Annotated in this window: 24 protein-coding genes, 1 tRNA gene and 2 pseudogenes; 17 read left to right on the plus strand and 10 right to left on the minus strand. The window is 62.2% G+C overall.

Annotated elements, in window-relative coordinates; translation table 11 throughout:
• Positions 1-33: 33 nt before the first annotated feature.
• From G7068_RS16335 to G7068_RS11135, 9 genes and pseudogenes are all read left to right on the plus strand, one after another.
• Positions 34-186 (plus strand): hypothetical protein, encoded by a 153-nt coding sequence (locus G7068_RS16335; protein WP_205881284.1) that lies wholly within the window; start codon positions 34-36, stop codon positions 184-186.
• The gene (locus G7068_RS11100) at positions 183-1,106 is read left to right on the plus strand and encodes an ABC transporter ATP-binding protein (protein ID WP_244304820.1); all 924 of its coding nucleotides are present in this window, start codon (positions 183-185) and stop codon (positions 1,104-1,106) included. The genes G7068_RS16335 and G7068_RS11100 overlap by 4 nt, the downstream gene beginning before the upstream one ends.
• A gap of 357 nt (positions 1,107-1,463) precedes the next feature.
• Entirely contained in the window at positions 1,464-3,332 is a 1,869-nt protein-coding gene (dnaK, locus tag G7068_RS11105; RefSeq protein WP_166292024.1) for a molecular chaperone DnaK, read from the plus strand.
• Between the two features lie 2 nt (positions 3,333-3,334).
• A pseudogene (locus tag G7068_RS16515) lies at positions 3,335-3,919 on the plus strand (nucleotide exchange factor GrpE); the annotation flags it as partial.
• A gap of 21 nt (positions 3,920-3,940) precedes the next feature.
• Positions 3,941-4,912, plus strand: coding sequence for a DnaJ C-terminal domain-containing protein (locus G7068_RS16520; RefSeq protein WP_166293140.1), 972 nt, complete (start codon positions 3,941-3,943; stop codon positions 4,910-4,912).
• Positions 4,913-4,944: 32 nt separating this feature from the next.
• The gene (locus tag G7068_RS11120; protein WP_166293142.1) at positions 4,945-5,349 is read left to right on the plus strand and encodes a heat shock protein transcriptional repressor HspR; all 405 of its coding nucleotides are present in this window, start codon (positions 4,945-4,947) and stop codon (positions 5,347-5,349) included.
• A complete protein-coding gene (locus G7068_RS11125; protein WP_244304470.1) occupies positions 5,337-6,506 on the plus strand; it encodes a class I SAM-dependent methyltransferase in 1,170 nt (389 codons plus the stop codon). Before G7068_RS11120 ends, G7068_RS11125 begins: the two co-directional genes overlap by 13 nt.
• Positions 6,507-6,644: 138 nt before the next feature.
• Positions 6,645-7,796, plus strand: a complete 1,152-nt coding sequence (locus G7068_RS11130; RefSeq protein ID WP_166293143.1) for a glycosyltransferase — start codon at positions 6,645-6,647, stop codon at positions 7,794-7,796.
• A 2-nt stretch (positions 7,797-7,798) separates the two neighbouring features.
• Positions 7,799-9,010, plus strand: a complete 1,212-nt coding sequence (locus G7068_RS11135) for a glycosyltransferase (RefSeq protein WP_166292025.1) — start codon at positions 7,799-7,801, stop codon at positions 9,008-9,010.
• A 6-nt stretch (positions 9,011-9,016) separates the two neighbouring features.
• On the opposite strand, the gene G7068_RS11140 is transcribed toward G7068_RS11135, so the two are convergent.
• Both G7068_RS11140 and G7068_RS11145 read right to left on the minus strand, forming a co-directional pair.
• Positions 9,017-9,655, minus strand: a complete 639-nt coding sequence (locus tag G7068_RS11140; protein ID WP_166292026.1) for a CHAP domain-containing protein — start codon at positions 9,653-9,655, stop codon at positions 9,017-9,019.
• Positions 9,656-9,830: 175 nt separating this feature from the next.
• Positions 9,831-9,918: transfer RNA gene (locus G7068_RS11145), tRNA-Ser, on the minus strand.
• 437 nt (positions 9,919-10,355) lie between these two features.
• Here G7068_RS11145 and G7068_RS11150 point away from each other — a divergent pair.
• A complete protein-coding gene (locus tag G7068_RS11150) occupies positions 10,356-12,872 on the plus strand; it encodes a putative Ig domain-containing protein (RefSeq protein ID WP_166292027.1) in 2,517 nt (838 codons plus the stop codon).
• A 126-nt stretch (positions 12,873-12,998) separates the two neighbouring features.
• Positions 12,999-13,346 (plus strand): TIGR02611 family protein, encoded by a 348-nt coding sequence (locus G7068_RS11155; protein WP_244304472.1) that lies wholly within the window; start codon positions 12,999-13,001, stop codon positions 13,344-13,346.
• 52 nt (positions 13,347-13,398) lie between these two features.
• Here the strand turns inward: G7068_RS11155 and G7068_RS11160 are convergent, their stop codons facing one another.
• From G7068_RS11160 to upp, 3 genes are all read right to left on the minus strand, one after another.
• Entirely contained in the window at positions 13,399-14,043 is a 645-nt protein-coding gene (locus G7068_RS11160) for a DUF4870 domain-containing protein (protein ID WP_166292028.1), read from the minus strand.
• Between the two features lie 94 nt (positions 14,044-14,137).
• Entirely contained in the window at positions 14,138-14,863 is a 726-nt protein-coding gene (locus G7068_RS11165) for a winged helix-turn-helix domain-containing protein (protein ID WP_166292029.1), read from the minus strand.
• A 325-nt stretch (positions 14,864-15,188) separates the two neighbouring features.
• Positions 15,189-15,827 (minus strand): uracil phosphoribosyltransferase, encoded by a 639-nt coding sequence (upp, locus tag G7068_RS11170; protein WP_166292030.1) that lies wholly within the window; start codon positions 15,825-15,827, stop codon positions 15,189-15,191.
• 56 nt (positions 15,828-15,883) lie between these two features.
• Here upp and G7068_RS11175 point away from each other — a divergent pair, with 56 nt between their 5' ends.
• Positions 15,884-16,318 carry a nucleoside deaminase gene (locus G7068_RS11175; protein ID WP_166293145.1) on the plus strand — a complete coding sequence of 145 codons (435 nt, stop codon included), beginning with the start codon at positions 15,884-15,886 and terminating at the stop codon, positions 16,316-16,318.
• Here G7068_RS11175 and G7068_RS11180 read toward each other — a convergent pair.
• Positions 16,315-17,213, minus strand: a pseudogene (locus G7068_RS11180) (cation diffusion facilitator family transporter). The gene G7068_RS11175 and the pseudogene G7068_RS11180 overlap by 4 nt on opposite strands.
• A 195-nt stretch (positions 17,214-17,408) precedes the next feature.
• On the opposite strand from G7068_RS11180, the gene proC reads away from it, so the two are divergent.
• Positions 17,409-18,218 (plus strand): pyrroline-5-carboxylate reductase, encoded by an 810-nt coding sequence (gene proC, locus G7068_RS11185; RefSeq protein WP_166293146.1) that lies wholly within the window; start codon positions 17,409-17,411, stop codon positions 18,216-18,218.
• A 63-nt stretch (positions 18,219-18,281) separates the two neighbouring features.
• On the opposite strand, the gene G7068_RS11190 is transcribed toward proC, so the two are convergent.
• Together G7068_RS11190 and G7068_RS11195 are read right to left on the minus strand one after the other, a co-directional pair.
• Positions 18,282-18,947, minus strand: a complete 666-nt coding sequence (locus G7068_RS11190) for a potassium channel family protein (RefSeq protein WP_166292031.1) — start codon at positions 18,945-18,947, stop codon at positions 18,282-18,284.
• Positions 18,940-20,313, minus strand: coding sequence for a TrkH family potassium uptake protein (locus tag G7068_RS11195; protein WP_166293147.1), 1,374 nt, complete (start codon positions 20,311-20,313; stop codon positions 18,940-18,942). The genes G7068_RS11190 and G7068_RS11195 overlap by 8 nt, the downstream gene beginning before the upstream one ends.
• A gap of 149 nt (positions 20,314-20,462) precedes the next feature.
• Between G7068_RS11195 and G7068_RS11200 the strand changes: the two genes are divergently transcribed.
• The 4 genes from G7068_RS11200 to G7068_RS11215 all read left to right on the plus strand — a co-directional run bounded on the left by G7068_RS11200 (position 20,463) and on the right by G7068_RS11215 (position 21,915).
• Complete coding sequence (locus G7068_RS11200) at positions 20,463-20,936, plus strand: ArsR/SmtB family transcription factor (RefSeq protein ID WP_166292032.1); 474 nt, start codon at positions 20,463-20,465, stop codon at positions 20,934-20,936.
• Positions 20,937-21,035: 99 nt separating this feature from the next.
• Complete coding sequence (locus G7068_RS11205) at positions 21,036-21,134, plus strand: 30S ribosomal protein bS22 (protein WP_005504750.1); 99 nt, start codon at positions 21,036-21,038, stop codon at positions 21,132-21,134.
• Positions 21,135-21,325: 191 nt separating this feature from the next.
• On the plus strand, positions 21,326-21,592 hold the full coding sequence (locus tag G7068_RS11210) for a glutaredoxin family protein (RefSeq protein WP_166292033.1): 267 nt from the start codon (positions 21,326-21,328) through the stop codon (positions 21,590-21,592).
• A 20-nt stretch (positions 21,593-21,612) separates the two neighbouring features.
• Positions 21,613-21,915, plus strand: coding sequence for a Dabb family protein (locus G7068_RS11215; protein ID WP_166292034.1), 303 nt, complete (start codon positions 21,613-21,615; stop codon positions 21,913-21,915).
• A gap of 2 nt (positions 21,916-21,917) precedes the next feature.
• Here G7068_RS11215 and G7068_RS11220 read toward each other — a convergent pair whose 3' ends face one another.
• Positions 21,918-22,406: a DUF1307 domain-containing protein gene (locus tag G7068_RS11220; RefSeq protein WP_166292035.1), complete on the minus strand. Its 489-nt coding sequence runs from the start codon at positions 22,404-22,406 to the stop codon at positions 21,918-21,920.
• 189 nt (positions 22,407-22,595) lie between these two features.
• The gene (locus G7068_RS11225) at positions 22,596-23,876 is read right to left on the minus strand and encodes a flavin-containing monooxygenase (protein ID WP_166292036.1); all 1,281 of its coding nucleotides are present in this window, start codon (positions 23,874-23,876) and stop codon (positions 22,596-22,598) included.
• Between the last annotated feature and the right edge of the window lies 1 nt (position 23,877).

The raw sequence follows: 23,877 nt of genomic DNA on the forward strand, positions 1-23,877 counted from the left end.
ACGACCACACTTCGTTAGACAGGAACCTTGAACATGACCGCAGAAACGATCCTCGACCTGAATGGTCTGTCGAAGATCTACGGTGAGGCAATCGCGCTCAACGAGATCGATCTTGAGGTGAAAGAGGGGAGTTTCTCACCTTTCTTGGTCCGTCAGGATCGGGCAAAACCACCACGCTCAACCTGATCGCGGGATTCCTTGAGCCCTCCTCCGGCAGCATGCTGTTAAACGGCACACCGCTCGAGAAGCTGCGCGCGCACGAGCGCAACCTGGGTGTGGTGTTTCAGCACTACGCACTGTTTCCGCACATGACCGTCGCAGACAACGTCGCGTACCCGCTCAAGCAGCGCAAGATTGCGAAGGCCGAGCGCGAGCGTCTCGTGGCCGAGGCGCTCGAGATGGTGCGCTTGTCGCAGTACGCCGACCGGTTTCCGAAACAGCTATCTGGCGGTCAGCAGCAGCGAGTTGCCCTTGCGCGCGCGGTTGTCTACCGCCCGCCGATCCTGCTCATGGATGAACCTCTGGGCGCCCTCGACAAGAAACTGCGCGAGTGGTTGCAACTTGAGCTGCGCCGCATTCACCGCGAGCTCGGCTCGACGTTCATTTACGTCACCCACGACCAAGAAGAGGCGCGCGTGCTGTCGGATCGCATTGCGGTCTTCAACGAGGGCCGAATCGAGCAGATCGGCACTGCGCACGAACTCTACGCGGCCCCCAAGACGCTGTTTGTGGCGAAATTCATTGGTGAGTCCAGCGTGTTTAAGGGGGCCATCGTCGACGGCAAGGTGTCGGCGGGAGACCTGAAGGTGGCCGGGGTTGGTTCGGTCGGGATCGACCGCGGCGCAGTTGTCGTTCGCCCCGAAAAGCTTGAGGTCGCTGACGCCGCGGATCCTGCGCTCAGCCCCGAGGCAACGAACCGGGTGCCGGGCACGATCGAAGACATCGTGTTCTTGGGGTCGGCGGTGAAGTACAACGTGACGACCGCGCTGGGCGAAGCGGTGGTGCGTGTCTCAGAAGAACGGGCCCTCGACGCGAAGATTGGCGACGCGGTTGTTGTCGCCTGGCGCACCGAAGACGCGGTGATGCTCGCCGACGACGGTTCGTAGGCGGGCACCCGCCCCGCCCCGCCCCTGCCGCTCCGGGCCGCGGCGTCCCCGCCCGCTCCCGCCCCGCCCGGCCGCTCCCGCCCCCGCCGCCCCAATCCGGTGTAGCCATATTGCTAGTTGAACCCACGCCAACTAGCAATATGGCTACACCGGATTTTGCGTTTCACGGCCACGCCGCTGAGTAAATCCTGAGAGTTGAGTCGAAGTGACTCAAGTTTGGCAACTTCAACTTGACTTGGATCGGCAGATTATTAAACTTGAGTGCATAAGGCTCAACCTAGGTCGGAGATCCCCGGTGCGGTTGAGCGAAGGACTCGGCACCAAGTGGTGCCGCCATACGCAACAAAAGGAGAATGTATGTCCCGTGCAGTAGGCATTGACCTCGGAACCACCAACTCGGTGGTCGCAGTACTTGAAGGCGGCGAGCCCGCAGTTATCGCAAACGCAGAGGGCTTCCGCACCACCCCCTCGATCGTCGCGTTCACGAAAGATGGCGAGGTGCTTGTTGGCGAGACCGCAAAGCGCCAGGCTGTCACCAACGTTGACCGCACGCTCGCTTCCGTGAAGCGCCACATGGGCACAGACTGGAAGACCGACGAGATCGACGGCAAGCGCTACACCGCTCAGGAGATCAGCGCGCGTACCCTCATGAAGCTGAAGCGCGACGCCGAGACCTACCTGGGTGACAAGGTCACCGATGCGGTTATCACCGTTCCCGCCTACTTCAACGACGCCGAGCGTCAGGCGACCAAGGAGGCCGGTGAGATCGCGGGCCTCAACGTGCTCCGCATCATCAACGAGCCCACCGCGGCTGCGCTGGCCTACGGCCTCGACAAGGGCAAAGAAGACGAACTCATCCTGGTCTTCGACCTCGGCGGCGGCACCTTCGACGTGTCCCTCCTTGAGGTTGGTAAGGACGACGACTTCTCGACGATCCAGGTCCGTTCGACCGCGGGCGACAACCGCCTCGGTGGCGACGACTGGGATCAGCGTGTCGTTGACTGGCTGATCACGCAGTTCAAGAACTCGACCGGCGTTGACGTTGCGAACGACAAGATCGCTCTGCAGCGTCTGAAGGAAGCGGCTGAGCAGGCGAAGAAGGAGCTCTCGAACTCGATGAGCACTCAGATCCAGCTGCCCTACCTCTCGCTCACCGAGAACGGTCCCGCGAACCTCGACGAGACGCTGACCCGTGCAAAGTTCGAGGAGCTCACCAAGGATCTGCTTGAGCGCACCCGCAAGCCCTTCGAAGATGTCATCAAGGAGGCAGGCGTTAACGTCTCCGAGATCGCGCACGTTGTACTTGTTGGTGGATCCACCCGTATGCCCGCCGTCACCGAGCTCGTGAAGAAGCTCACCGGTGGCAAGGAGCCCAACAAGAGCGTGAACCCCGATGAGGTTGTCGCTGTTGGTGCCGCGCTGCAGGCTGGTGTGCTGAAGGGCGAGCGTAAAGACGTTCTGCTCATCGACGTCACCCCGCTCTCCCTCGGTATCGAAACCAAGGGTGGCATCATGACGAAGCTGATCGAGCGCAACACCGCGATCCCGACCAAGCGCTCCGAGACCTTCACCACGGCTGAAGACAACCAGCCGTCGGTGGCGATCCAGGTGTTCCAGGGCGAGCGCGAGTTCACCCGCGACAACAAGAACCTCGGCACCTTCGAGCTGACCGGTATTGCTCCGGCGCCTCGCGGTATCCCGCAGGTTGAGGTCACCTTCGACATCGATGCCAACGGCATCGTGCAGGTGTCTGCGAAAGACAAGGGCACCGGCAAGGAGCAGACGATCACCATCTCGGGTGGATCGACGCTCTCGAAGGACGACATCGAGCGCATGGTGCGCGAGGCTGAAGAGCACGCTGCCGAAGACAAGAAGCGCCGCGAGGCCGCTGAAACCCGCAACAACGCCGAGCAGCTCGCCTACTCGGTTGAGAAGCTCATCAGCGAGAACGAAGACAAGCTGCCTGAAGAGGTCAAGACCGAGGTCCAGGGTGACCTCGACGCGCTGAAGCAGGCACTTGCCGGAGACGACGCTGACGCGGTGAAGACCGCCGCTGACAAGCTCGGCGAGAGCCAGAGCAAGCTCGGTGAGGCAATCTACGCGGCAGCTCAGGCTGAAGCACCCAACGCCGATGCAGCGGGTGAAAACCAGAGCGAAGACGACGATGTCGTCGACGCAGAGGTTGTTGAAGACGACGAGTCAGACAACTCAGGGGAGCAGAAGTAACCATGTCGAACGAGGAACAGCGAACGCCAGGGGAAGACCCGATCGGTGACGAGGTTCCTGCGGCGGGGTCGGCGGCGAATGCTGCCGGCCCCGCGCCGGAAGAGGGCCTCACGGTAGACGACATTTTGGGCGCGGAACAGAACGAGGATGCACTCGCGGCAGACTCGGAGGGCGCGGCAGCAGCCCCGTCCGGTGCACCCGAAGACTTCTACCTTGAAGACCTGCGCCGCATCACCGCGGAGTACGCCAACTACCGTAAGCGCACAGAAGCGAACGCCGCCATTGAGAAGCAGCGCCTCACCGCGGCAGTGGTAAGCCCACTGCTCACAGTGCTCGATGATTTTGATCGGGCCGAGGCACACGGCGATCTTGAAGAGGGATCGGCGTTCGCTACGATCGCGCAGAAGGTTCGGGGCGCACTCGAGCGTTTTGGTCTTGAGAGCTTTGGCGAGGTGGGCGAACTATTTGACCCACAACTGCACGAAGCGATTGCCCAGGTGCCGGTTCCCGGCACTGAGCAGCACACTGTATTAGATGTAATTGAGCGGGGGTACCGGCTCGGTGATGTCGAGTTGCGCCCCGCCAAAGTAGCGGTGGCGGTGGGGCAGATGGCTAGTCAAGATTGGCTTGAAAAGGACTTCTACCAGATCCTTGGGGTGTCGAAAGATGCTAGCGAGGCCGAGCTGAAGAAGACCTACCGGAAGCTGGCGCGACAGCACCACCCCGACTCCAACGAGGGCAACCCCGCGGCCGAGGCGAAGTTCAAGGAGATCAGCGAGGCCTACTCGGTGCTCTCCGACAAGGACCAGCGTGCGGAGTACGACCAGATTCGTGCGATGCGCTCGGGCGGCGCCCGCTTCACCTCGGGTGGTGGTGGCGGCAACCAGGGCTTCGAAGATGTCTTTGGTGGCATGTTTGGTGGCGGCGGCGGTGGCCGTGGTCAGCAGTACAGCTACCAGCAGGCTGGCGGGCAGAGCTTTGAAGATCTGTTCGGCATGTTTGGTGGTGGCGCGGGTGCTCCGCGCGGACCTCAGAAGGGTCGCGACGTTCAGGCCTCCACGACACTCGACTTCGAGACCGCGGTGAACGGCAAGACTGTCACGCTGCAGTCTGAGGCAGGCACGGTCAAGGTAAAGATTCCAGCGGGCGTATCCGATGGTCAGAAGATCAAGGTGCGCGGCAAGGGCGAGATGAGCCCGAACGGTGGCCCGGCTGGCGACATCATCTTGACCGTGAGCGTGCGTAAGCACCCGGTGTTCGAGCGCGACGGCCAAAATCTGCGGCTGAAGCTGCCGGTCACCTTTTCCGAGGCGGCCCTGGGCGCAACGGTTGAGGTGCCGACACTCGGTGGCGATCCCGTGCGTTTGAAGGTGCAGCCCGGCACCCCGAGCGGCCGCGTGCTGCGTGTGAAGGGCCGCGGAGTGAAGAGCGCAAAGGGACTCGGCGACCTGCTCGCCGAGGTTCAGATTGTTGTTCCTTCGCACCTCTCAGACGAGGCCCGTGCGGCGCTTGAGGCGTTCCGCGAGGTCGAACCACAGGAGAACCCGCGCGAGGATCTGCTCGCCCGGGCGAAGAGTTAAGCAAGGGAGTTCACACCATGTCGATGCCGCGAATGGATCGGTTCACGCCCGTCTTTGCGATCGCGGCGGCGGCTGAACTCGCCGGAATGCATCCGCAGACGCTGCGGCAGTACGACCGAATCGGGCTCGTATCGCCGCAGCGTACGCGGGGCAACACCCGCAGATACTCACTGCACGATGTCACCCAGCTGCGCGAGGTCGCAAGACTCTCGGCTGAGGGGCTCAGCCTCGAGGGCATTCGGCGAGTGCTGCAGCTCGAAGACAAAGTGCAGGCCCTCGAAGAGCGTGTGCACCAGCTCGAGCGTGCGCTCGCGGAGGAACGCCTTATGCGCCCGGAGCGTCGTGTGTTCGCCGCGGGATCCGCGGGCGAGGTCGTGACGCTGCGTCGCGGCACACGAGTGCGGCGAAACGCTGAGGTTGTTGTTTGGAAGCCGTAGCCGGAGCCGCCAACGAAGGCACCATCGAAGCGATCGAGGCACTGTTCGCACAGCTTTCGCGAGAGCCCGATCTCGATGCGCCAGAACTGCAGGCCCACGATTCAGCCGACACCCTGCTACTTCGTACTGCCGCCGCAGAGCTGAACGAGCTCGGCGACGGTGAACTCGTTGTGATTGGCGACCGACACGGTGCGCTCACACTCGGGGCGGCTTCACTTTTTGGGGTGAGCGGGATCCGCACCCACCAAGATCCGCTGCTCGGTGAGCGGGCACTGGCCCGCAACGCGGAGCACCTCGGTCTGGCCGATAGTTACACAAATCACCTGCTTGACGAGCGCCTGCTTGAGGGGGCACGTGTTGTGCTCATGCAGCTCCCTCGCGGTCTCGACGCACTCGACGAGATCGCTGACGCGATCGCACGATACGCGGCACCCGGTGTGCGAGTGTTCGCCGGTGGTCGTGTGAAACACATGACCCGCGCCATGAACGAGGTGCTCGGGCGATCCTTTACCGAGGTGCAGGCTGGCCTTGGCTGGCGGAAAGCTCGCGTGCTCACTGCCAACGGTGCTCGTGCACTCGAAACAGCGCCCTTTCCGAGGTGGGCAAGCGATCCCGACCTCAATTTTGAACTTGCCGCCTTCGGGGCAACCTTCGGCGGCCCGACACTCGACCACGGCAGCCGCCTGCTTCTCGCGACGCTCGCCAAAGACCGACCGCAGGCACGCCGCATCGTCGATCTCGGCTGCGGCAACGGAGTGCTCGCGGTTGCTACGGCGCTCGCAAACCCCGGGGCAGAGGTGATGGCAACCGACCAGTCTTCAGCAGCGGTGGCCGCAACGTCACTCACCGCGACGAGGGCGGGCGTAGAGGATCGCATCGCCGTCCACCGCGCCGACGGAACCGAGGCAATCCCAGACGGTTGGGCGGACCTGATCCTGCTCAACCCACCATTCCACTCGGGCTCAACCGTGCACACGGGGGTCGCCCACAGGCTGATTCGATCCTGCGCCCGCGCGCTCGCACCGGGTGGCGAACTGCGGATCGTCTTCAACTCGAGCCTCGGTTATCGCCCGCTCGTGGAACGTACCATCGGCCCCACGCAACAGCTCGCCCGAGATCGCACGTTCACGGTGCTTGCGGCTCAGCAGTGGGAGTAGCCGGTCTCGGCAAGGCTTGGAGCAATCTCCAGGCACGCTGCATACACTGGAAGGGTTCGTAACCCTCCGAACGCTTTCTCGACCGAAGGACTCCCGCACACCGTGAGCACCACCGATCGCTCTGCGCCGATTCGAATCATGATTGGCTGCGACACCTTTTACCCGGATGTAAACGGGGCCGCTCGCTTCGCCGAACGCCTCGCTGCAGGCCTCGTGAAGCGCGGCGAAGACGTGCATATCGTTGCACCGTCGAAGCGCCACAGCCAGACGGGGGCGTTCATCGAGACCATCGAGGGCGAACAAATGACGGTGCATCGCTGGGCGAGCTGGCGCTGGTACCCCCACGACTGGCTGCGTTTTGTGCTGCCGTGGCGGGCCCGCGGCTACGCGCGTAAGCTGCTCGACCGTGTGCGCCCCGACGTGATCCACATTCAGTCGCACATTGTGATTGGCAGGGCCCTCGCGATCGAGGGACACAAGCGTGGAATCCGCATCATCGCGACCAACCACGTGATGCCCGAAAACGTACTCGACTTCACGTTGCTGCCAGAGAAGGCAAAGCGCGTGTTTGTTCGCTGGGGCTGGGGTGCTGCCGACCGCGTGCTGCGCCTCGCGGCCGCTGTGACCACGCCGACGCAGCGCGCAGCAGACTTCCTTGAGCGCAGCACCCACCGCCGCAACGTGCGCCCGGTGAGCTGCGGTCTGCGGGCCTCCGATTACACGGCGGATCTCACGCCACGCAGCCACAACAGCATCGTGTTTGTGGGCCGCGTCACCCTTGAAAAGGGGATCGACACGATCCTGCGCGCACTGACGCGCATTGATCCGTCGTACAACCTCACATTCAAAATCGTGGGCGACGGGGATCAGCGCAAGAACCTCGAGAAGCTCGCGGCCGAGCTGGGTGTGACGCAGCAGGTGACCTTCACGGGCCGCGTGACTGACGAAGAGCTGCGCGCTTCGCTGACCGAGGCAAGCATGTTTGTAATCGCGTCGGTTGCCGAACTGCAGTCGATCGCGACGATGGAGGCGATGGCCTCCGGCCTGCCGATCCTCGCCGCCGACGCCATGGCTCTGCCCCACCTCGTGCACGAGGGTGAGAACGGGTACCTCTTCCAGCCCGCCAACGACCGCGAGCTGGCCGTGGCGATTGAGAAGGTGCTCGACCAGACCCCCGAGGAGCGCAAGCGCATGCAGCAGGCCTCACTCGAGGCGGTCAAGGTTCACGACATTGACCGCACGCTCGACACTTTCGAGGCGCTCTACCGCGATCAACCGATCGAGCGCTAACCTTGCACATCCTCATCGTCACCGATCAGCACGTTGATTCGCTCGGTGGGGTGCAGGTTGCGATCCGGCTGCAGCGTCGGTTTCTTGAGCGAGCCGGCCACCGGGTCACCATTGCCGCGCCCGCGATGCACCGGCCCGGGTACGTTGTAGCCGATAAGGATCGCGGGGCCTACATTGATCTGCCCTCCAGGCCGATCACGAAGGACCGCGAGTACGGTATCAGCTGGCCCGGACACCGCACCGATCATGCGCTCGCAAAGGCGCTTGCAACGCGACCACCTGTTGATGTGGTGCACGTGCAGGGTGATTTTTGGGGTGCACTGATCGGCATCAGAGCCGCGCGCGGATTGGGCGTTCCCGTTGTGCTCACCATGCACAACAACGTCGACGAGGGCACACGCGCGGTTACCCGGCTCGCGCCCCTCGTGTTTACCGTGTTTCGAGCCTGGCGCGGCCTCGCGCTTGGTCGTTGCCGCGGCAAGATTGACCGCGCGACCTACGGGGCCTGGCGATACCTCGCTGAGCTCGCCACAGAGGCCGCCGTGGTCGCGGCCCCCTCGCAGCACTTCGCGCGTGAGTTACAGCGGCACAGGGTCGTTCAGAGCGTTGTCGTGATCCCGAACGGCGTTGACGACGACACCATTGAATCGCTGCGCTCGCGTGAGCGCAGCCCGCGTGAGCGCCCGAAGCTCATCTGGCTCGGGCGCATGAGTAAAGAAAAACGAGTGCTCGAGTTCATTGAGGCAATCGCAGAATCGGGGATCGACGCCGACGTCACCCTCTACGGCGCTGGAATGCTGCTGCCGCGTGTGATCAGACGGGTCAGGGAGCTTGGCCTTGAGGATCGCGTAACGATACCCGGTCCCGTGCCCTACCGGGAAGCGCTCATCGCGATACACGACGCGGACGCGCTGGTGCAGGCTTCGATTGGGTTCGAGACGCAGGGGCTCACCCCCTTTGAAGCGGCTGCCCTGGGCACCCCAACGATTTTCTGCGATGCGCAGATTGCGCAAGACGTTGCGGTTGAAACTGCTTGGCAGGTTGCTGACGCCAGCGTTACGGCTCTCGCCGAGACGCTTGGCGCGGCGGTGAGTGAGCTAGCGGCGGCTCCGGGGCAACTCAGAGTGTCTGCGCGGGAGTCTCAGCGGTTTCTGCAGTCGATGCAGACGGCGAAGATGGTGGCCTTGTATGAACAGGCTAGTTTGGGTGTGTAGCGGGGCTTAGAAGCGCCAGACTACGGCATCGAAGCCGGCTGGGGGCTTGGGGGTCCACTTCTCGTCCTTGTTGACGAGACCGGATCCGCCGGGGTTGTTGGACTCAATGATTGTGAAGGTGCCGTCGTCGTGCACCTCGGTGATGAGAACCGTGTGAATGCCTGACACCCAAGAAGTGGGGGAATCGGTGTATTCGTACTGAACGATGTCGCCGGGCTCCGCGGTTGCCAGCGTCATGCGGGTTGCTCCGTCGTAGTTGGCGACGGGGTTGCCGCTGCCGGTCCAAGCGCCGCCACCGGCCTTGATCCAGCGCTGGGCCGACATGATGCACTCACCGGGCTGGTTCCAGCCGGTCGGACGGCTCGTGCCGACCTCGCTCTCGGCCTGCGCGATGGTTGCCTTGACATCAAAGTTGTGGGGAACGGTGGACAGGGTTTCCATGTCGAGCACCGAGTCGATTGGCTCGCCCGCAAGCGCGCTATTGGTGGTGTCGAGGGTCTGGGAGATGAGCGTTGCCGGTTGAATGGCTGCGGGGGCGGGGGCGAAGTCTTCGACAGGCTCTGCAGCGAAAGAAGGGGCTGCGCCAAATGCGAAGGTTACCGATGTAATCAGACCGATCACAAAGGCCTTAGCAGGAACTCGCACGCGTTAATCTCCAGGGGGTTGTCCAACAAAAAACGCGGGGCCTTGGCCCACGCGCCTTAACTAGTATGCGTTACCGTTCCGTTATTTTTCAAGTCTGGGATGGAATTTCTCAGGATTGCCACCCAAGTTTGTTGGAAATGCACGAAACCCCCGGGTGGTCCCGGGGGTTTCGTTGTGGCGGAAGTAACAGGATTCGAACCTGCGAGGGCTTGCACCCTACACGCTTTCCAAGCGTGCTCCTTAGGCCACTCGGACATACTTCCGTCGTCTATCTTACATGCTCGTGCGAGGTGTGCTGCCACCCCTGCAAGAAAGCCGTGATGCTTGCTATTTAACTACGTGTTTGATTGAAAAAGTTACGTGCTTACGTATGTCACGCAAATGTTAGCCTGAAGCCGTATTTCAAAGGCGCGGTATCCGCTGATCGCTTCGCGTGGCGCCTTTCTGCATCGCCTGCTAAGCCAAGTTCTCGGCGGTTTCGCCATCATGAGTTATTGGGGGATGACTGTGGGCTTACAAAGCACACCTATTTTGCGCGCCAAATCGACGGGCGGCACGGAAGCCGGCGTTCACCTCTGTAGACAACTCAGAGCGTTAGGCGCTGGCCGCGTTCAGCTATCCCTAGGTGCTTGAGCGCCGCAAATTATTTGCGCTGCTCCGCTTCGAACGACAACTGACCTCATATAAGAAGGAACATCTCTTGAAAAAACGATTCAGAAACGGGATCGCCGCATGCGCGGTCACGGCGTTGCTGCTTGGCGGCGCTATCCCGGCAAATGCCATTGACTCCGATTCAGCAGCGTCCGCGAGTTCGGTGGCTGAAGCTGCACCAGTCACGAACGTTAATAACATTCCACTTGAACAAAACGATCTCGCACTTGGCGGCGCAAGCGTGTCTGCTCTTGCAGAGGAGCTCCCTCCTGCTTCGAGCCGCGCTGCATTGCCGGATGATGACGTAGTTGTAGAGATGCCCGATGTGGCGTTGCGCGCTGCGGTGCTGAAGCAGGTCGGCGGCGGATCAACTCTGACGCGCGGCAAGATGCGCCTGTTCACCTCGTTGACCGCGCAGAATGCCGGGATCACAGATCTCACCGGTCTTGAGTACGCGTCATCGCTGCGGATCGTGGATCTGAGGGGGAACTCGTTCCCCACGATCGAGCCGCTGCGAGGACTCGCCAATATTGCGCAGCTCAATGTGAGCAGCTCGAAGATCTCGGATATCGACGCGGTATCAACCATGCCGCAGATCAATTACCTCCAGTTCAACTGGACGACCGTGGCTGATATCGAGCCGTTGCGTGGCAAGGATCTGCTGTGGCGTGTTGAGATGGCGGGAACTAAGGTTGCGAGCCTTGATCCGCTGCGCGACATTCCGGCCCTGATCGAGCTCTACTTCCAGGAGACCCCGGTCAGTGACCTCAGCCCGCTGGCCGAGCGCACAAAACTCATCACGCTGTCGGCCCCAAACACGGAGGTTGCGGATCTCACCCCGCTCGCGGGGTTCCCAAATCTTCAGACCGTCAACGTGAATGGCGCGAGGGTCTCCGACCTGTCGATGCTGGGATCGTGGCCCAAGCTGAGCAACGTCGGCTTCTTGAACCAGCGCGTTGCGGGTGCGGCTGCGGTCGCCTCGCAGACCGAAACCACCTACCGCAGGCCAGTGGCGACCACCGCTCCCTTCAAGATGCGCAGCGGTGTTGTGCTCACCACGTCCGTTGGGGCCACCACCACGCCAGAGGGCATTACGGTGTGGTCGCCGCTCGCGCCCGACGCAACTGAGCTGACTACCAAGGTGGCGGGGGATCCGGGGCCAGGATCGGGCGCTACTTACTCAGCAACGCTCACCTACCCCCTGACCCACGCTGACTTTACAAATGCGCCGAGGACGGCGGCCGTGAACAAGCCGTACAATTTCCAGCTCGCGGTGACCGATGGGTTCGTTGACGGCCCGTTTCAGCTCGTGAGCGGAGAGGTTCCTGGCCTGACCCTGAGTGATGCCGGTGTGATCACCGGTACCCCGACAGAACTGGGTTCGTTCCCGATCACCGTGGCACGGACCGACGCCTACGGCAACACGATCACGCGGGCGTTCACGTTGCTCGTGGCTGAAAAGGCTGACACCTTCACGGTGAAGTTTGACTCGAGCGGTGGTTCGGCGGTTCAAGATATTGACGGCGTCGAGTATGGCGACTCGGTTGCAGAACCGACGGCGCCCACGCGTGCCGGGTACACCTTCACGGGTTGGACGCTTGACGATGCAGCGTATGACTTCTCTGCACCGGTGACCGCGAACATCACGCTGACGGCGAAGTGGACCGTCGAGGTGCCCGAAGTTGTGCCTCCCGTTATCAAACCGGGCACACTGCCCGAAGGTATCGTGGGCCGGGCGTATGCGGCGACAATCACCGCGACGGGTAGTGGCACGCCGGTCCTGTCGATCAGCGGTGGGACGCTGCCCTCGGGAGTGAAGTTCGACGCGAAGACCGGGAAGCTTTCGGGCACTCCGACGAAGGTCGGCTCGTTTACGTTCACTGTAAAGGCGGATGCTGCGGGTGTGGTGGCGACCAAGGCATACACGATCGTTGTCTCTAAAGACACCGTGATCCCCCCTTGCATCAAGCCTCGTCAGATCCCGGTGTTCGCTGATACTCCATTGAGCCACAAGTTCTACAAGGAGATCGATTGGATGGAGTGCATGAAGTACTCCACCGGTTGGCGTCAGCCCTCGGGCAAGCCGCTGTACAAGCCTCAGAACAACCTGGAGCGTCAGGCGATGGCAGCGTTCATCTACCGCATGGAGGCTCCCAAGAATTACAAGGCTCCCAAGGTGTCTCCGTTCGCGGATGTGAAGCCGGGCGATTCCTTCTATAAGGAGATCGCTTGGATGTACGAGTCGAAGCTGTCGACCGGGTACCGGGAAGCTGCTGGTAAGCCGACGTTCCGTCCGCATGCGTCGTTGACGCGTGAGGCGATGGCGGCGTTCATATACCGTCTTGAGGCTCCGAAGAATTACACGGCACCGAAGGTGTCGCCGATGGCTGATATGAAGCCGGGGATGTCGTTCTATAAGGAGATCTCGTGGATGTATAGCGAGAAGCTTTCGACCGGTAACCGGGTGGGAGCGACCAAGGAATACTGGCCGAAGGATGACCTGTCGCGTCAGGCGATGGCCGCGTTCATCTACCGACTGGTACTCGACTACCGACCCGGAAAGTAGCTAACGTTCACCAACTGTGCCTGGAACCCCTGAAAACTGAGGGGGTGCCAGGCACAGTTGTATTTGCAGTTGAAACCCACCTCGTTGCCGGAGCTTTGCCAGTTCCACGCTCTAGTCTGCGTAGTTATGGCCGATCCTTACCTTGACGACGCAGCGCGTGCGAAGAGACTGGGGAAGCCCGTTGCCCGCTTCATGGGCCGTTGGCGTGAAGCGATCCGCCGCAGGCCGTGGCTGAACACGGCCTACAAGGTCATTATCACCGTGTTTGGTGTGCTCGTGGTGGTGATTGGGTTGATCCTCGTGCCGCTTCCGGGGCCTGGATGGCTGATCGTCTTCCTCGGGCTCACGATTTTGGGCACCGAGTTCCACTGGGCCCGTCGTTTGCTCGGCTGGCTGCGTCGTGTGCTTGCACGTTTCTGGGAGCGCTGGAATACGTGGCGTGCGGCACGTCGCGCACGGAAAGCCCAGGCCTAGAAATACGAAAGGCCCGAGCCGAAGCCCGGGCCTAACGCAAAGAAACTCTTTGTTACTTAATCATCTGGATGTTGAAGATGAATGGTGGCTTCTCGCCACGGCGGAAAGCTTCGGGAGCCTTCGCCGCTGCGATGATCTGGAATACAAACAGAACGATGTTTGCAGCCCAAAGCACAAACGCGAGAACCCCGCCAACGTAAGGAATCAATGCAAACGGCACCAAGAGGATGCCCGTCGCGATGCCCGCCATGATACGTACCAGCGAGAAGTTCAGGTTGTCTGCGTGGTAAGCACGTACCTGGGCGTTGCCCTTGTCCTTCTCGATGAGGAAGAAGATGAGCGCCGGGATCCAGCTGAAGAACACGGACAGCCAGTAGTTCAGCGTGATGTTGCTCACGGGATCTGCAACCGGCGCAGCAGCATAGCCACCCGGTGCGGGCGGAGCTGCGTAGCCACCCTGGCCACCCTGCGGCGGTGCCTGGTACTGGGGTTGCTGCGGCTGTTGCGGCTGCTGCGGCGGAACCTGGTACTGCGGCTGCTGCGGAGCGGCAGGCTGTGCGGCCGGCTGAGCAGGCGGGGCCGGTGGCACTGGCGGCACCGGAGCTGCCGGAGGTACGGGCGGAACCGGCGGAACATTGCTAGCGGGCTGGCCTCCAGTTGCCTGGCCGTCAGCACCTTCTGGTGGCAGCGTAGTCATGATCGTCTCCTTCTGGAAATACGTCTTGTCTCTTGACGTTACCGCAGGTTTGCCAATTGAAACAGGGGCTAGTGCGGTGTTGCGCTCGTAATTCTTAGAAAACGTCGGGGCTGGGGGCTGAGGTGTGCAAAATCGAGACGTCTGCATGGCGATCAAAGCGGTATCCGGTACCGCGAACTGTGCGCACGATGTCTTGGTAGTGCGCGAGCTTTACCCGCAGGCGTCGCACGTGCACGTCGATGGTGCGCTCGTTGGGTACCTCTTCGCCGTCCGCGTCGGTCCAGAGAGCCGTGATCAGCTCTTCGCGGCTGATGGTGCGTCCCTCACGAAGAACGAGGTACTGCAGCAGCTCGAACTCGCGGAACGTGAGGGCGGCGGCCACGTTGTCAAGCAATACGCGCTTGCGTGAGAGGTCGAGGATCACGCCGCTCGGGGCCCGATCTTCGGTCTCGTCGATGTGCTGCTTCTGGCGTGCGTGGGCTGCCGGATCACCGAGCGCTAGACGCACAACCTCGACGTCGCGGCCCCCAGTGCCCTCGGGGGCAAGTGCCACAGCAGCATAGGTGTCCGCGGCCGGAGCGAGCTGCGCGACGAGCTGCTTAATCTGTGTGACGATGGCGCCCAACTTGGGGTCTCCGTCAGCGATCTTGTCGTCGGCGAGGCCCACGTAGAGGGCGAAGCCACGAACCTCGGTGCCCTCGGGGACCCGGCGTTCGGGTGCCGCGACGGCGGGGATCTCAGCGACTAGATCGGGGCGTGCAGCGCGGAGTGCTGGGCTGGCGGAAACGGTGCGGGTAGCGGAAGCGAGAGTGGTAGTCATGATGATGAAAGTCCTTTAGGGCTGACCCCGCGGAGTGCGCGGAGATACGGCTGAGCCGTTCGAAAGCAGTGCTGGCCAGAGATGTGGCCGGGAGAAAACGTGGAGCGTTGCTCACACGTGGCGCATGTTCCCGATGGGGAAGCTGCGCGGGCTAGTCATTCCCTTTTACATGCACATTCGACAGCGCATGACACTCTGACCGGCCATCATCATGCCGGTGTTCCCAATGTTCACCTCGAGGGCGGACTGGGGACGAATGGTGTCATACATAGGGGACAGTCAAGCAGTCAAGCGATCGTGTTGTCAAGCACGATTTTGAAATCGCTTAGTGATCGATCGTCCCGTACAGGCGGTCACCCGCATCGCCGAGCCCGGGCACGATGTACGCCTGCTCGTTGAGACCCTCATCGAGCGCCCCCAGCACGAGGGTCACCTTGCGACCCTCGGCAGCCTTCTCCAGCACCTCAACACCCTCGGGGGTGCCGAGCACGCAGATCGCCGTGACATCGTCAGCCCCGCGATCGAACAAGAACTTGATGGCCGCGGCGAGTGATCCACCCGTGGCCAGCATCGGGTCGAGCACGAAGCACTGCCGACCGGAGAGATCGTCGGGAAGGCGCTCGGCGTAGGTTGTTGGCTCGAGGGTCTCTTCGTCGCGTACCATGCCCAGGAAGCCAACCTCGGCGGTCGGCACCAGCTTCACCATGCCCTCGAGCATGCCGAGCCCGGCGCGCAGAATCGGCACGATCAGCGGCAGCGGATGGCTGAGGCGCACACCGGTCGTCGGCGCAACCGGCGTCTCGATTTCGTGTGGTTCGACCCGCACTTCGCGGGTCGCCTCATAGGCGAGCAAGGTCATCAGCTCTTCGATAAGAAGCCGGAACGTTGGCTGCGGCGTTTTTGCGTTACGCAGCACGGTCAGCTTGTGGGTGATGAGGGGATGGTCTGCCACGAAAACACGCATGCGTCTAGTCTATTCTCGTGACCACCATTCCGCCGCTTCCCGCAGAGCTAAGTGCGATGAATCTTGCGCTTGTTGAGGCGAAAGCGGCCGCCGAGGCGGGGGAGATTCCGGTGGGCGCGATCCTGCTCGGCCCCGATGGTGGAGTGCTGGGCACCGGCCGCAATGCGCGCGAGGCGGTTCCGGATCCCACGGCGCATGCTGAGGTACTCGCTCTGAGGCAGGCCGCGCTGGCCACGGGCGACCGGATACTTTCGGGCTGCACACTTGTGGTGACCCTCGAACCCTGCGTGATGTGTGCGGGGGTGATCCTCGCAGCCCGCGTGCCGCGCGTGGTGTTTGGGGCGTGGGACGAAAAGGCAGGGGCGGTCGGCAGTGTCTACGATCTGCTGCGCGACGGTCGCCTGCCACACGCGGTTCCCGAGGTGGTCGCCGGAGTGCGCGCGGATGAGTGTGCGGCGCTGCTGGAAGAGTTTTTTGCGGGGCGTCGCTAGTCGCTCGACAGCATCACGATTGAGCTTGTGGTGGGCTGGGTCGCGTTGGGATCCATGTACACGTCTGGCTCAAGGTAGATGACCTTGGCGGCAGGCACGGCCTCGCGGATGCGCCGCTCGGCCACGTTGATGATCGCCGAAACCTCAAGCATCGTGCAGGTCGGCTGCAGGCTGACCTTCGCGCCAACCATAAACTCATCGGGCCCGAGGTAGAGGGTCTTCATGTGGATGATGCGGTCGATGTCTTTAGCGCTGAGGATCGCCGCCTCGATCTTTGCGGTGTCTTCTTCGCTGGCGCCCTCGCCAACGAGCAGGCTCTTCACTTCCGTGCCGACCACAAACGCGACCACGATCAGCAGCACACCAATTGCCACCGTCGAGATGCCGTCGAAGAGTCCGTTGCCGGTAATGACGGTGAGGCCAACACCAATGAAAGCGATGACCAGGCCAAGCAGGGCCGCTACGTCTTCCATCAGTACGACGGGTAGCTCAGGGGCCTTTGAGCGTCGAATGAACTGGAACCAGCTCAGTGAGCCCTTGTGTGGCCTGCTCTCGCGCACCGCGGTGCGCAGGGAAAAGCTCTCAAGCACAATCGCGATCGTCAGCACGAGCATCGGCAGCCACCACACATCGAGCGCGTGAGGGTGCTGGATCTTCGACACACCCTCGTAGACCGAGAACACGCCGCCAACCGAGAACAGCACAACAGCGACGATGAAGGCGTACACGTAGCGCACGCGACCGTGACCGAAGGGGTGATCCTTGTCGGCGACCTTCTGCGCGCGTTTGCCCCCACGAGCAAAAGCAGCTGATTGCCGGAGTCGGCGACCGAGTGCACACCCTCCGCGAGCATCGAGGAGGATCCCGAGAACCCCCACGCAATGAACTTGGTCACAGCGATGCCCATGTTGGCAAGAAAAGCCGCGATGATCGCCTTGTTGCCGCCTGACGCACTCATGATCGACTGCCTCCCTGAGTCGCAATAACTCCTATAGTTCGACAGTCTACGGGTGATCAATGTTCTAGACGCTCATAGACTGGGCGGGTGAGTGAAACTTCAGCGCAGACTTCCGTCCTTCCCCGCACCGCAATGCTGGGTGTCGGTTCTATGGGGGGCGCGATCCTCTCTGGATTGCGGGCACCCGGGGTGCAGATTCCTAAGCCGATCAGTGTGACCACCAAATCGGCGCGCAGCGCAGCGGAGTTCGACGGCGCCGCAGACGTGGTGGCGCTCGCGAGCGAGACGGATCCCGAGGCGAACCGAACCGCCGTCAAGGGTGCGGGGCTCGTGATTCTCGCGGTGAAGCCCTGGATGATTCTCGACGTCGCTCGCGAGATCGCCGACGCGCTTGAGCCCGGTGTGATCGTGGTGAGTGTTGCCGCGGGTGTGACGTGCGCAAGCATCGAGGCCGCGCTGCCAGCGGGGGTTGCGGTTGTGCGTGCCATGCCGAACACACCCTCACTGATCGGGCGTGGTGTGACCGGGATTGCCGGGGGATCCGCCGCGAGCGAAGCAGACATCGACACCGTGAAGGCCCTCTTTGAAACGGTGGGCTCCGCCATCGTGGTGCGCGAGTCGCAGATCAATGATGTGGCCGCGGTTTCAGGATCGGGCCCCGCCTACCTCTTCTTGTACGTCGAAGAGATGATCGCCGCTGCGAAGCGACTCGGGTTCGATGAGGATCAGGCGCGCTTGCTTGCCGAGGGAACCGTGACCGGTGCGGCTGAACTCCTGGCGCGCAGCGGCGAGGATCCAGCACAGCTTCGCCGCAACGTGACGAGCCCCAAGGGCACCACCGAACAGGCCATCTTTGTGTTGCAGGACGCGAACTGGGGCGAGCTGTTCGACCGCGCGCTCGCCGCAAACGTGCGCCGCTCGGAAGAGCTCGCTGCGGAGTAATCCTCTGTCATCCTGCGCGAGTCTGGTTCTCCGTCATCCTGCGCGAGCTTGCGAGTCGCAGGATCACCCGATCGTGGCGAAGCGCTCCACGTCGGCCGCGGTGCCCGAGACGATGATGAGGTCGTGAGGCGAGATGACCGTGTCTTGGGTCGCGTGTGAGAACGGCTGTCCCGGCGCCTTCACGCCCACCACGGTCACGCGGTAGCGGGTGCGCACACCACTCTCGGAGAGGGCACGGCCCCGGATCGAGCGCGGCGGGTACATCTTGACAATGACGTAGTTGTCATCGAACTGAATGAAGTCGAGCATGCTGCCGCTGAGCAGGTGCGCGACGCGCTCCCCGGCCTCACGCTCGGGGTAGATGACGTGGTTGACGCCGATCCTCTCGAGAATCTTGCCGTGCGAGGCAGAGATCGCCTTCGCCCAAATCTGTGGGATTCCGAGATCGACCAGGTTCGCCGCGATCAGCACACTCGCCTCGATCGAGGCGCCGGTCGCGACCACCGCGATCTGAAACTCGTCGGCCCCGATCTGGCGCAGCGCCTCCATGGAGCGCGCGTCGGCCTGCACCGCGTGGGTCACGCGGTCCGACCATTTCTGCACCAGGCCAGGATCGGTGTCGACGACGAGCACCTCGCGATCCTGACGGTCTAGCTGGCCCGCTGTCGACGCGCCAAACCGGCCGAGTCCGATCACAATGACCGGGGCATCACTTCGAATATCAACCAACGATCGGCCTTTCTTCAGGGAGGCGGAACATGCGAGAACGGCTCGATGCAGCCACCGCCGCAGCTAGGGTTACCGTGCCAACGCGACCAGCCCACATGGTGGCCGCGAGAATGTATTTGCCGGGATCGTCCACTGACGCAGAGAGTCCGGTGGAGAGTCCGCAGGTGCCGAACGCCGAGATCACCTCGAACAGGGCGTGGTCGAGCGAGGCGCCGGTGATGTGCATGAGCGAGATCGTCGAGATGAGCACGATCGTGACGCCCCAGATAAACACCGACACCGCGACGCGCAACACCTCGTTGGGAATGCGGCGATCAAAGGCCTGCATGTCTTGGTAGCCGCGGGCCTCGGCGTAGGCCGCGATAAACAGCACGGCCAGCGTCGTGACCTTGATGCCACCAGCGGTTGACGCCGATCCACCACCCACAAACATGAGCATGTCCATGACCAGCAGCGTTGAGCCGTTCATCTGGTCTGGGTCGACAATGCCGAGGCCGCCCGAGCGCGTCATGACAGACATGTAGGCAGAGTTGAAGAGCGTTTGCCCGACGCCGTGCGACTCCATGGTGCGCGAGTTGTTCCACTCAAGCGCGGTGATCGCGACCCAGCCGGCGAACACGAGGATCACGGTTGTCGTCAGCGTCAGCTTTGTGTGCAGGCCAAGGCGTTTGTGTGTGCGCCAGCCGCGTCCGATCACGTAGCGGTAGAGCGCAAAGATTACGGGGAAGCCGATGGCGCCCAGGAAGACGCCGATCGCGATGACGGTCAGCAGGTAGTAGTTGGTGAGAAAGGGGGCGAGCCCACCAACGAGCGGCACGAAGCCGGTGTTGGTGAAGGCGGAGGCCGCAAGGTAAAAGCCGTTCCAGAGAGCGGGCCAGAAGTCGTAGCCCGCGGCGAGAAGCACGGGGGTAATGAGCATGGTCAGGATCAGCTCAATCACTATGAGGCTCAGCGCTACGGCCGAGAGTAGTCCGCCGATCTCGCCGAGGCCAACGGCCTGACTCTCGGAAACACCCTTGCCCATGCGCATGGGGTTCGTGTCGCTCGCGGCCATGAGCTTCTGGCGCAGGCCGAGTCGCCGCGTGACGGTGAGGCCCAGGATGCTCGCGAGGGTGAGCACGCCGATGCCGCCGATCTGAATGCCAGCGAGGATCACCACTTCGCCAAAGAACGACCAGTGCGTCGCCATGTCGAGGGTCGAGAGCCCGGTCACGCAGATCGCCGAGACAGCGGTAAAGAGCGAGTCGGCGAGCGGCGTGATTTTGCCGTTGCTGCTGGAGATCGGGAGGGAGAGCAAAGCTGTCCAGAGAAAGATCAACCCGGTAAAGACGAGCAGTGCAAACCGCGGAGGTGATGACTGGATCATCTTCGAGACCCACGACTTTTTTGCGAGCGGAGCAGTGTTACCGCGACTCGCTACGAGCGCCCTCACGACTCCCTCTTTCCTGCTGCGGGTTGATCCCGAACTGTGCCGACCTTGTCATGCTACACACCAATGCCCGCTACCCTTAGGCTATGCCAGATATTTTCGGGGTCATCGCCGACGCTACGCGCCGCGACATCTTGCAGGCGCTGCTGGAACGGCACTTGCAAGACGAAGAGATGAGTGTGTCTGAAATAGTGGGGCAGCTTGAGATAAGCCAGCCCACGGTTTCGAAGCACCTGAAGGTGCTTCGCGAGGCAGAACTCGTGACCGTGCGTGAAGACGGGCAGCACCGGTTCTATTCACTCGACCCCGAGCCGCTCGAGATGGTCGAAGATTTCGTGATTCCGTTTCTCTCCGCCGGCTTCGACACCGAAGTGACGGTTGAGTACCTGTCTGAAGACGGCGAGCGGGTTTCTGGGCCCGAATCTGAGGATTCTTTCGAAGACACCGGAGAAGTTTTGTCAGAGGAAGCCGCGGCCGCAGCCGAGCGGATCGGCCGTGCCGCAGCAAAGGCTGAGCACCGCGTGAAGGAGCTCGTCGCGCGCTTCCGCCTGCGCGATTGATGATCTTTTCTGTGTTTGAGTTCGCGCTGAGCCTTACTGACGAGTAATATGGGTGTCTTGTGGGCCACGTTCGGGCCCTAGAGACGTTGTGAGGTATCCGTGGGTTCAGTAATCAAGAAGCGCCGTAAGCGTATGTCGAAGAAGAAGCACCGTAAATTGCTTCGTAAGACGCGTCACCAGCGTCGCAACAAGAAGTAGTCGACACGCCCTAGGCGTGATTGATTGAGGCATCGGACGATTGGGTCCGGTGCCTTTCTTCGTTTTGTGGTGTTTCTCCGTGCCTGTCTCCGGAAGCTTGCCCAAATGCGAAGCCAATCCACGTTTTCGATCCTCAGTAGAGCAAATCTCCGAAGTTAGGCCCCGCTGAAAACCGGTTAGGCTTGAGGATCATGGCCGCAGTCAACATCACCCTCATCGGCAAGCCGGGTTGTCACCTCTGTGACGATGCGCGCGAGGTCGTTGAAGGGGTGTGTTCGCAGTTGAGTGAGCGCGGGATCGCCACCGAACTTGAAGAACTCAATATTCTTGAAGACGAGCAGCTCGCGCGGCTCTACTCTGAGGAGATTCCGGTCGTGCGCGTGGGCGGCAAGCAGCACGCCATCTGGCGCGTGGACGCAGATAAGTTTGAGCGCGCGATCCTGCGCGTGGCCCAGTAGGTATTGGTAGGAGACCCAGAATGACCGTACGGCACATTGTGACCTGGAAACTCAGCGGTGAGTCAATCGCGGATCGCGACGCCCAGGCGGCCGAAATCATTGCTGTGCTCGAGCCGCTCAACGGCCGTATCGAGGGCCTGCAGTCTCTGAAGCTCTACCGCAACACCCTTAACCACGAGGCCAACTGGGATCTCACGCTCGAGAGTGTGCACGACGATGCCGAGGCGCTCGCGCACTACGCAACGCACCCCGAACACCTCGCCGCTGTTGACGTGGTCAAGCAGCGCACGGTTGGCCGCGCCTGCGTTGACCTCGTGGAGTAGCGCTAGCCCTTCTTTTTGAAGCCGCTCGCTTCGACCGTTGCGACCGTCTCTTTGAAGCTGACCTTTGAGTCTTTGTTGGCCTCGTCGAACTCAGCGCCGGTCAGCTCGGCGATCTTCTTGAGATCGGCGTTTTTGTAGTCGACGGTCAACGTTTCGGTCGCGTCGGTGTCGGTGTAGTCGACCTTGTGGGTGAGACCCTTGACGCCCGCGTAGTCATCCATCACTGGAGCAAAGGTGCTTTTTGCCTCGGCCTTGTCTTTGATTCCGGCCTCTTTGTAATTGATAACGCTCTTGATCGACTGCTCAGTGACGTCATCGCCCTCGGCGGTGATGGTCATCGTTGAGTTGATTCCACCCTCCGACTTTGTATAGGTGACCTTTGTTTCGGAGGATCCGCCGCTGCAAGCCGTGAGCAAGAGCACGAGAGCTGCGAGAAGCGCGATGATCGCTGCGAGCTGCGCTGTGGGGCGGCGCTGGGTCAGATTAAACAATCGGTTCTCCTTTTATGACAAGTCACTAAAACTTGCTCCAGTCTATGAGGAGAACTTGAGAGTGCTCGGAATCGAAGAGATCGGCCAGCCATCTCCGCGAGTGCCCACCTGAGTGACGGGCGCCCACCATACCGACGTGTCGGGAACGTGGGCTTTTGTCGCTATGGTGGGCACTCGTCAGTGGGGCAACTACACTCCGGCTCCGCTCAACGCGGCAGCTGGCTGATACGCCAGGTACCCCCGCTGAATCTCGATCTGATCGGCGAGGTACTTCGCGTCGTGCCAGACACCCCAGATAAACGTGGATCCGCGGCGCGACTGCCACGGCAGCCCCAAGAAATAGACTCCGGCGGCGGGAGAGACTCCACGCTGCTGCAACGGCCGCCCGCGATCGTCAAAGGCATTGACCTGCAGCCAGCTGTAGTCGACGTTGAATCCCGTCGCCCACACGATCGAGGTGATGCCGGCGGCGGCAAGATCCAAAGCCAACAAGGGATCGGTCGCGCACGACGGGTAAGCCCCGAGCACGTGCGCCTCCGGTTCCTCCGGCAGGTCAAGGCCCTCGCGCGCAATGTAGGCGTCTGCCTCTGCGAGCAGCGACAGGTAGTTCTCGTCACCCAGGCGAATGTTCTCGGCGAGGTCGCTGCCAAACGCCATGACCCCGTCGGCAAAACCGTTCGCGCGACCAACGAGGGTGATCCCGCTCTCCGCAAGATCGCGGAAATCAACCGTGTGACCACCGTTTGCACCGCTGACCGCGATGGTCACGTGCTCGGCACCCTCGGGTGGGGCGGCCGCGTCCCACTTGCCGAGAACCCCAAGCCACCACACGAAGTTGCGGCCGCGGTAGCGCTGCGGCGGGCGATCGTGCGGACCAACGGCGAGCGTGACCTCGCGCCCGGCCTGCCGCAGCTCTGCGGCAATCTGCACGCCCGAGGAACCTGCTCCAACCACCAGTACACCACCCTCGGGCAGTTGCTGCGGGTTGCGGTACCCGCTCGAGTGCAACTGCGTGAAGCCAGCATCGGCGGGAACGATGGGGGGGATCGCAGGTAGCTGGAACGCGCCCGTGGCTGCGACGACGTAGCGGGCGTGGATCGGCCCCGCGGTGGTCTCGGCCCGGTACCCGGGCTCACCTTCGCGTTTGCGCACCTCGGTGACCTCAACTCCGCAGCGAATCGGTGCCCCGATCTGGGCTGCGTAGCGCTCGAAATACTCGGCAACCTGCTCCTTGGGAGCAAAGGCATCGGGGGATCCCTCGAACTCAAGGCCGGGGAAGCGGTCGTGCCAGGCGGGTCCGTTCGCGACGAGCGAGTCCCAGCGCTCCGTGCGCCAGCGCTCGGCGATCCGATCTCGCTCCAGCACAATGTGCGGAATGCCGCGCGCACCGAGGTGCTCACTCATGGCGACACCGGCCTGGCCACCGCCGACAACGAGGACCTCAGTGACCTCTGCCTCTTGGCTCGACATA

Source organism: Leucobacter viscericola (assembly GCF_011299575.1).
Classification (GTDB): domain Bacteria; phylum Actinomycetota; class Actinomycetes; order Actinomycetales; family Microbacteriaceae; genus Leucobacter; species Leucobacter viscericola.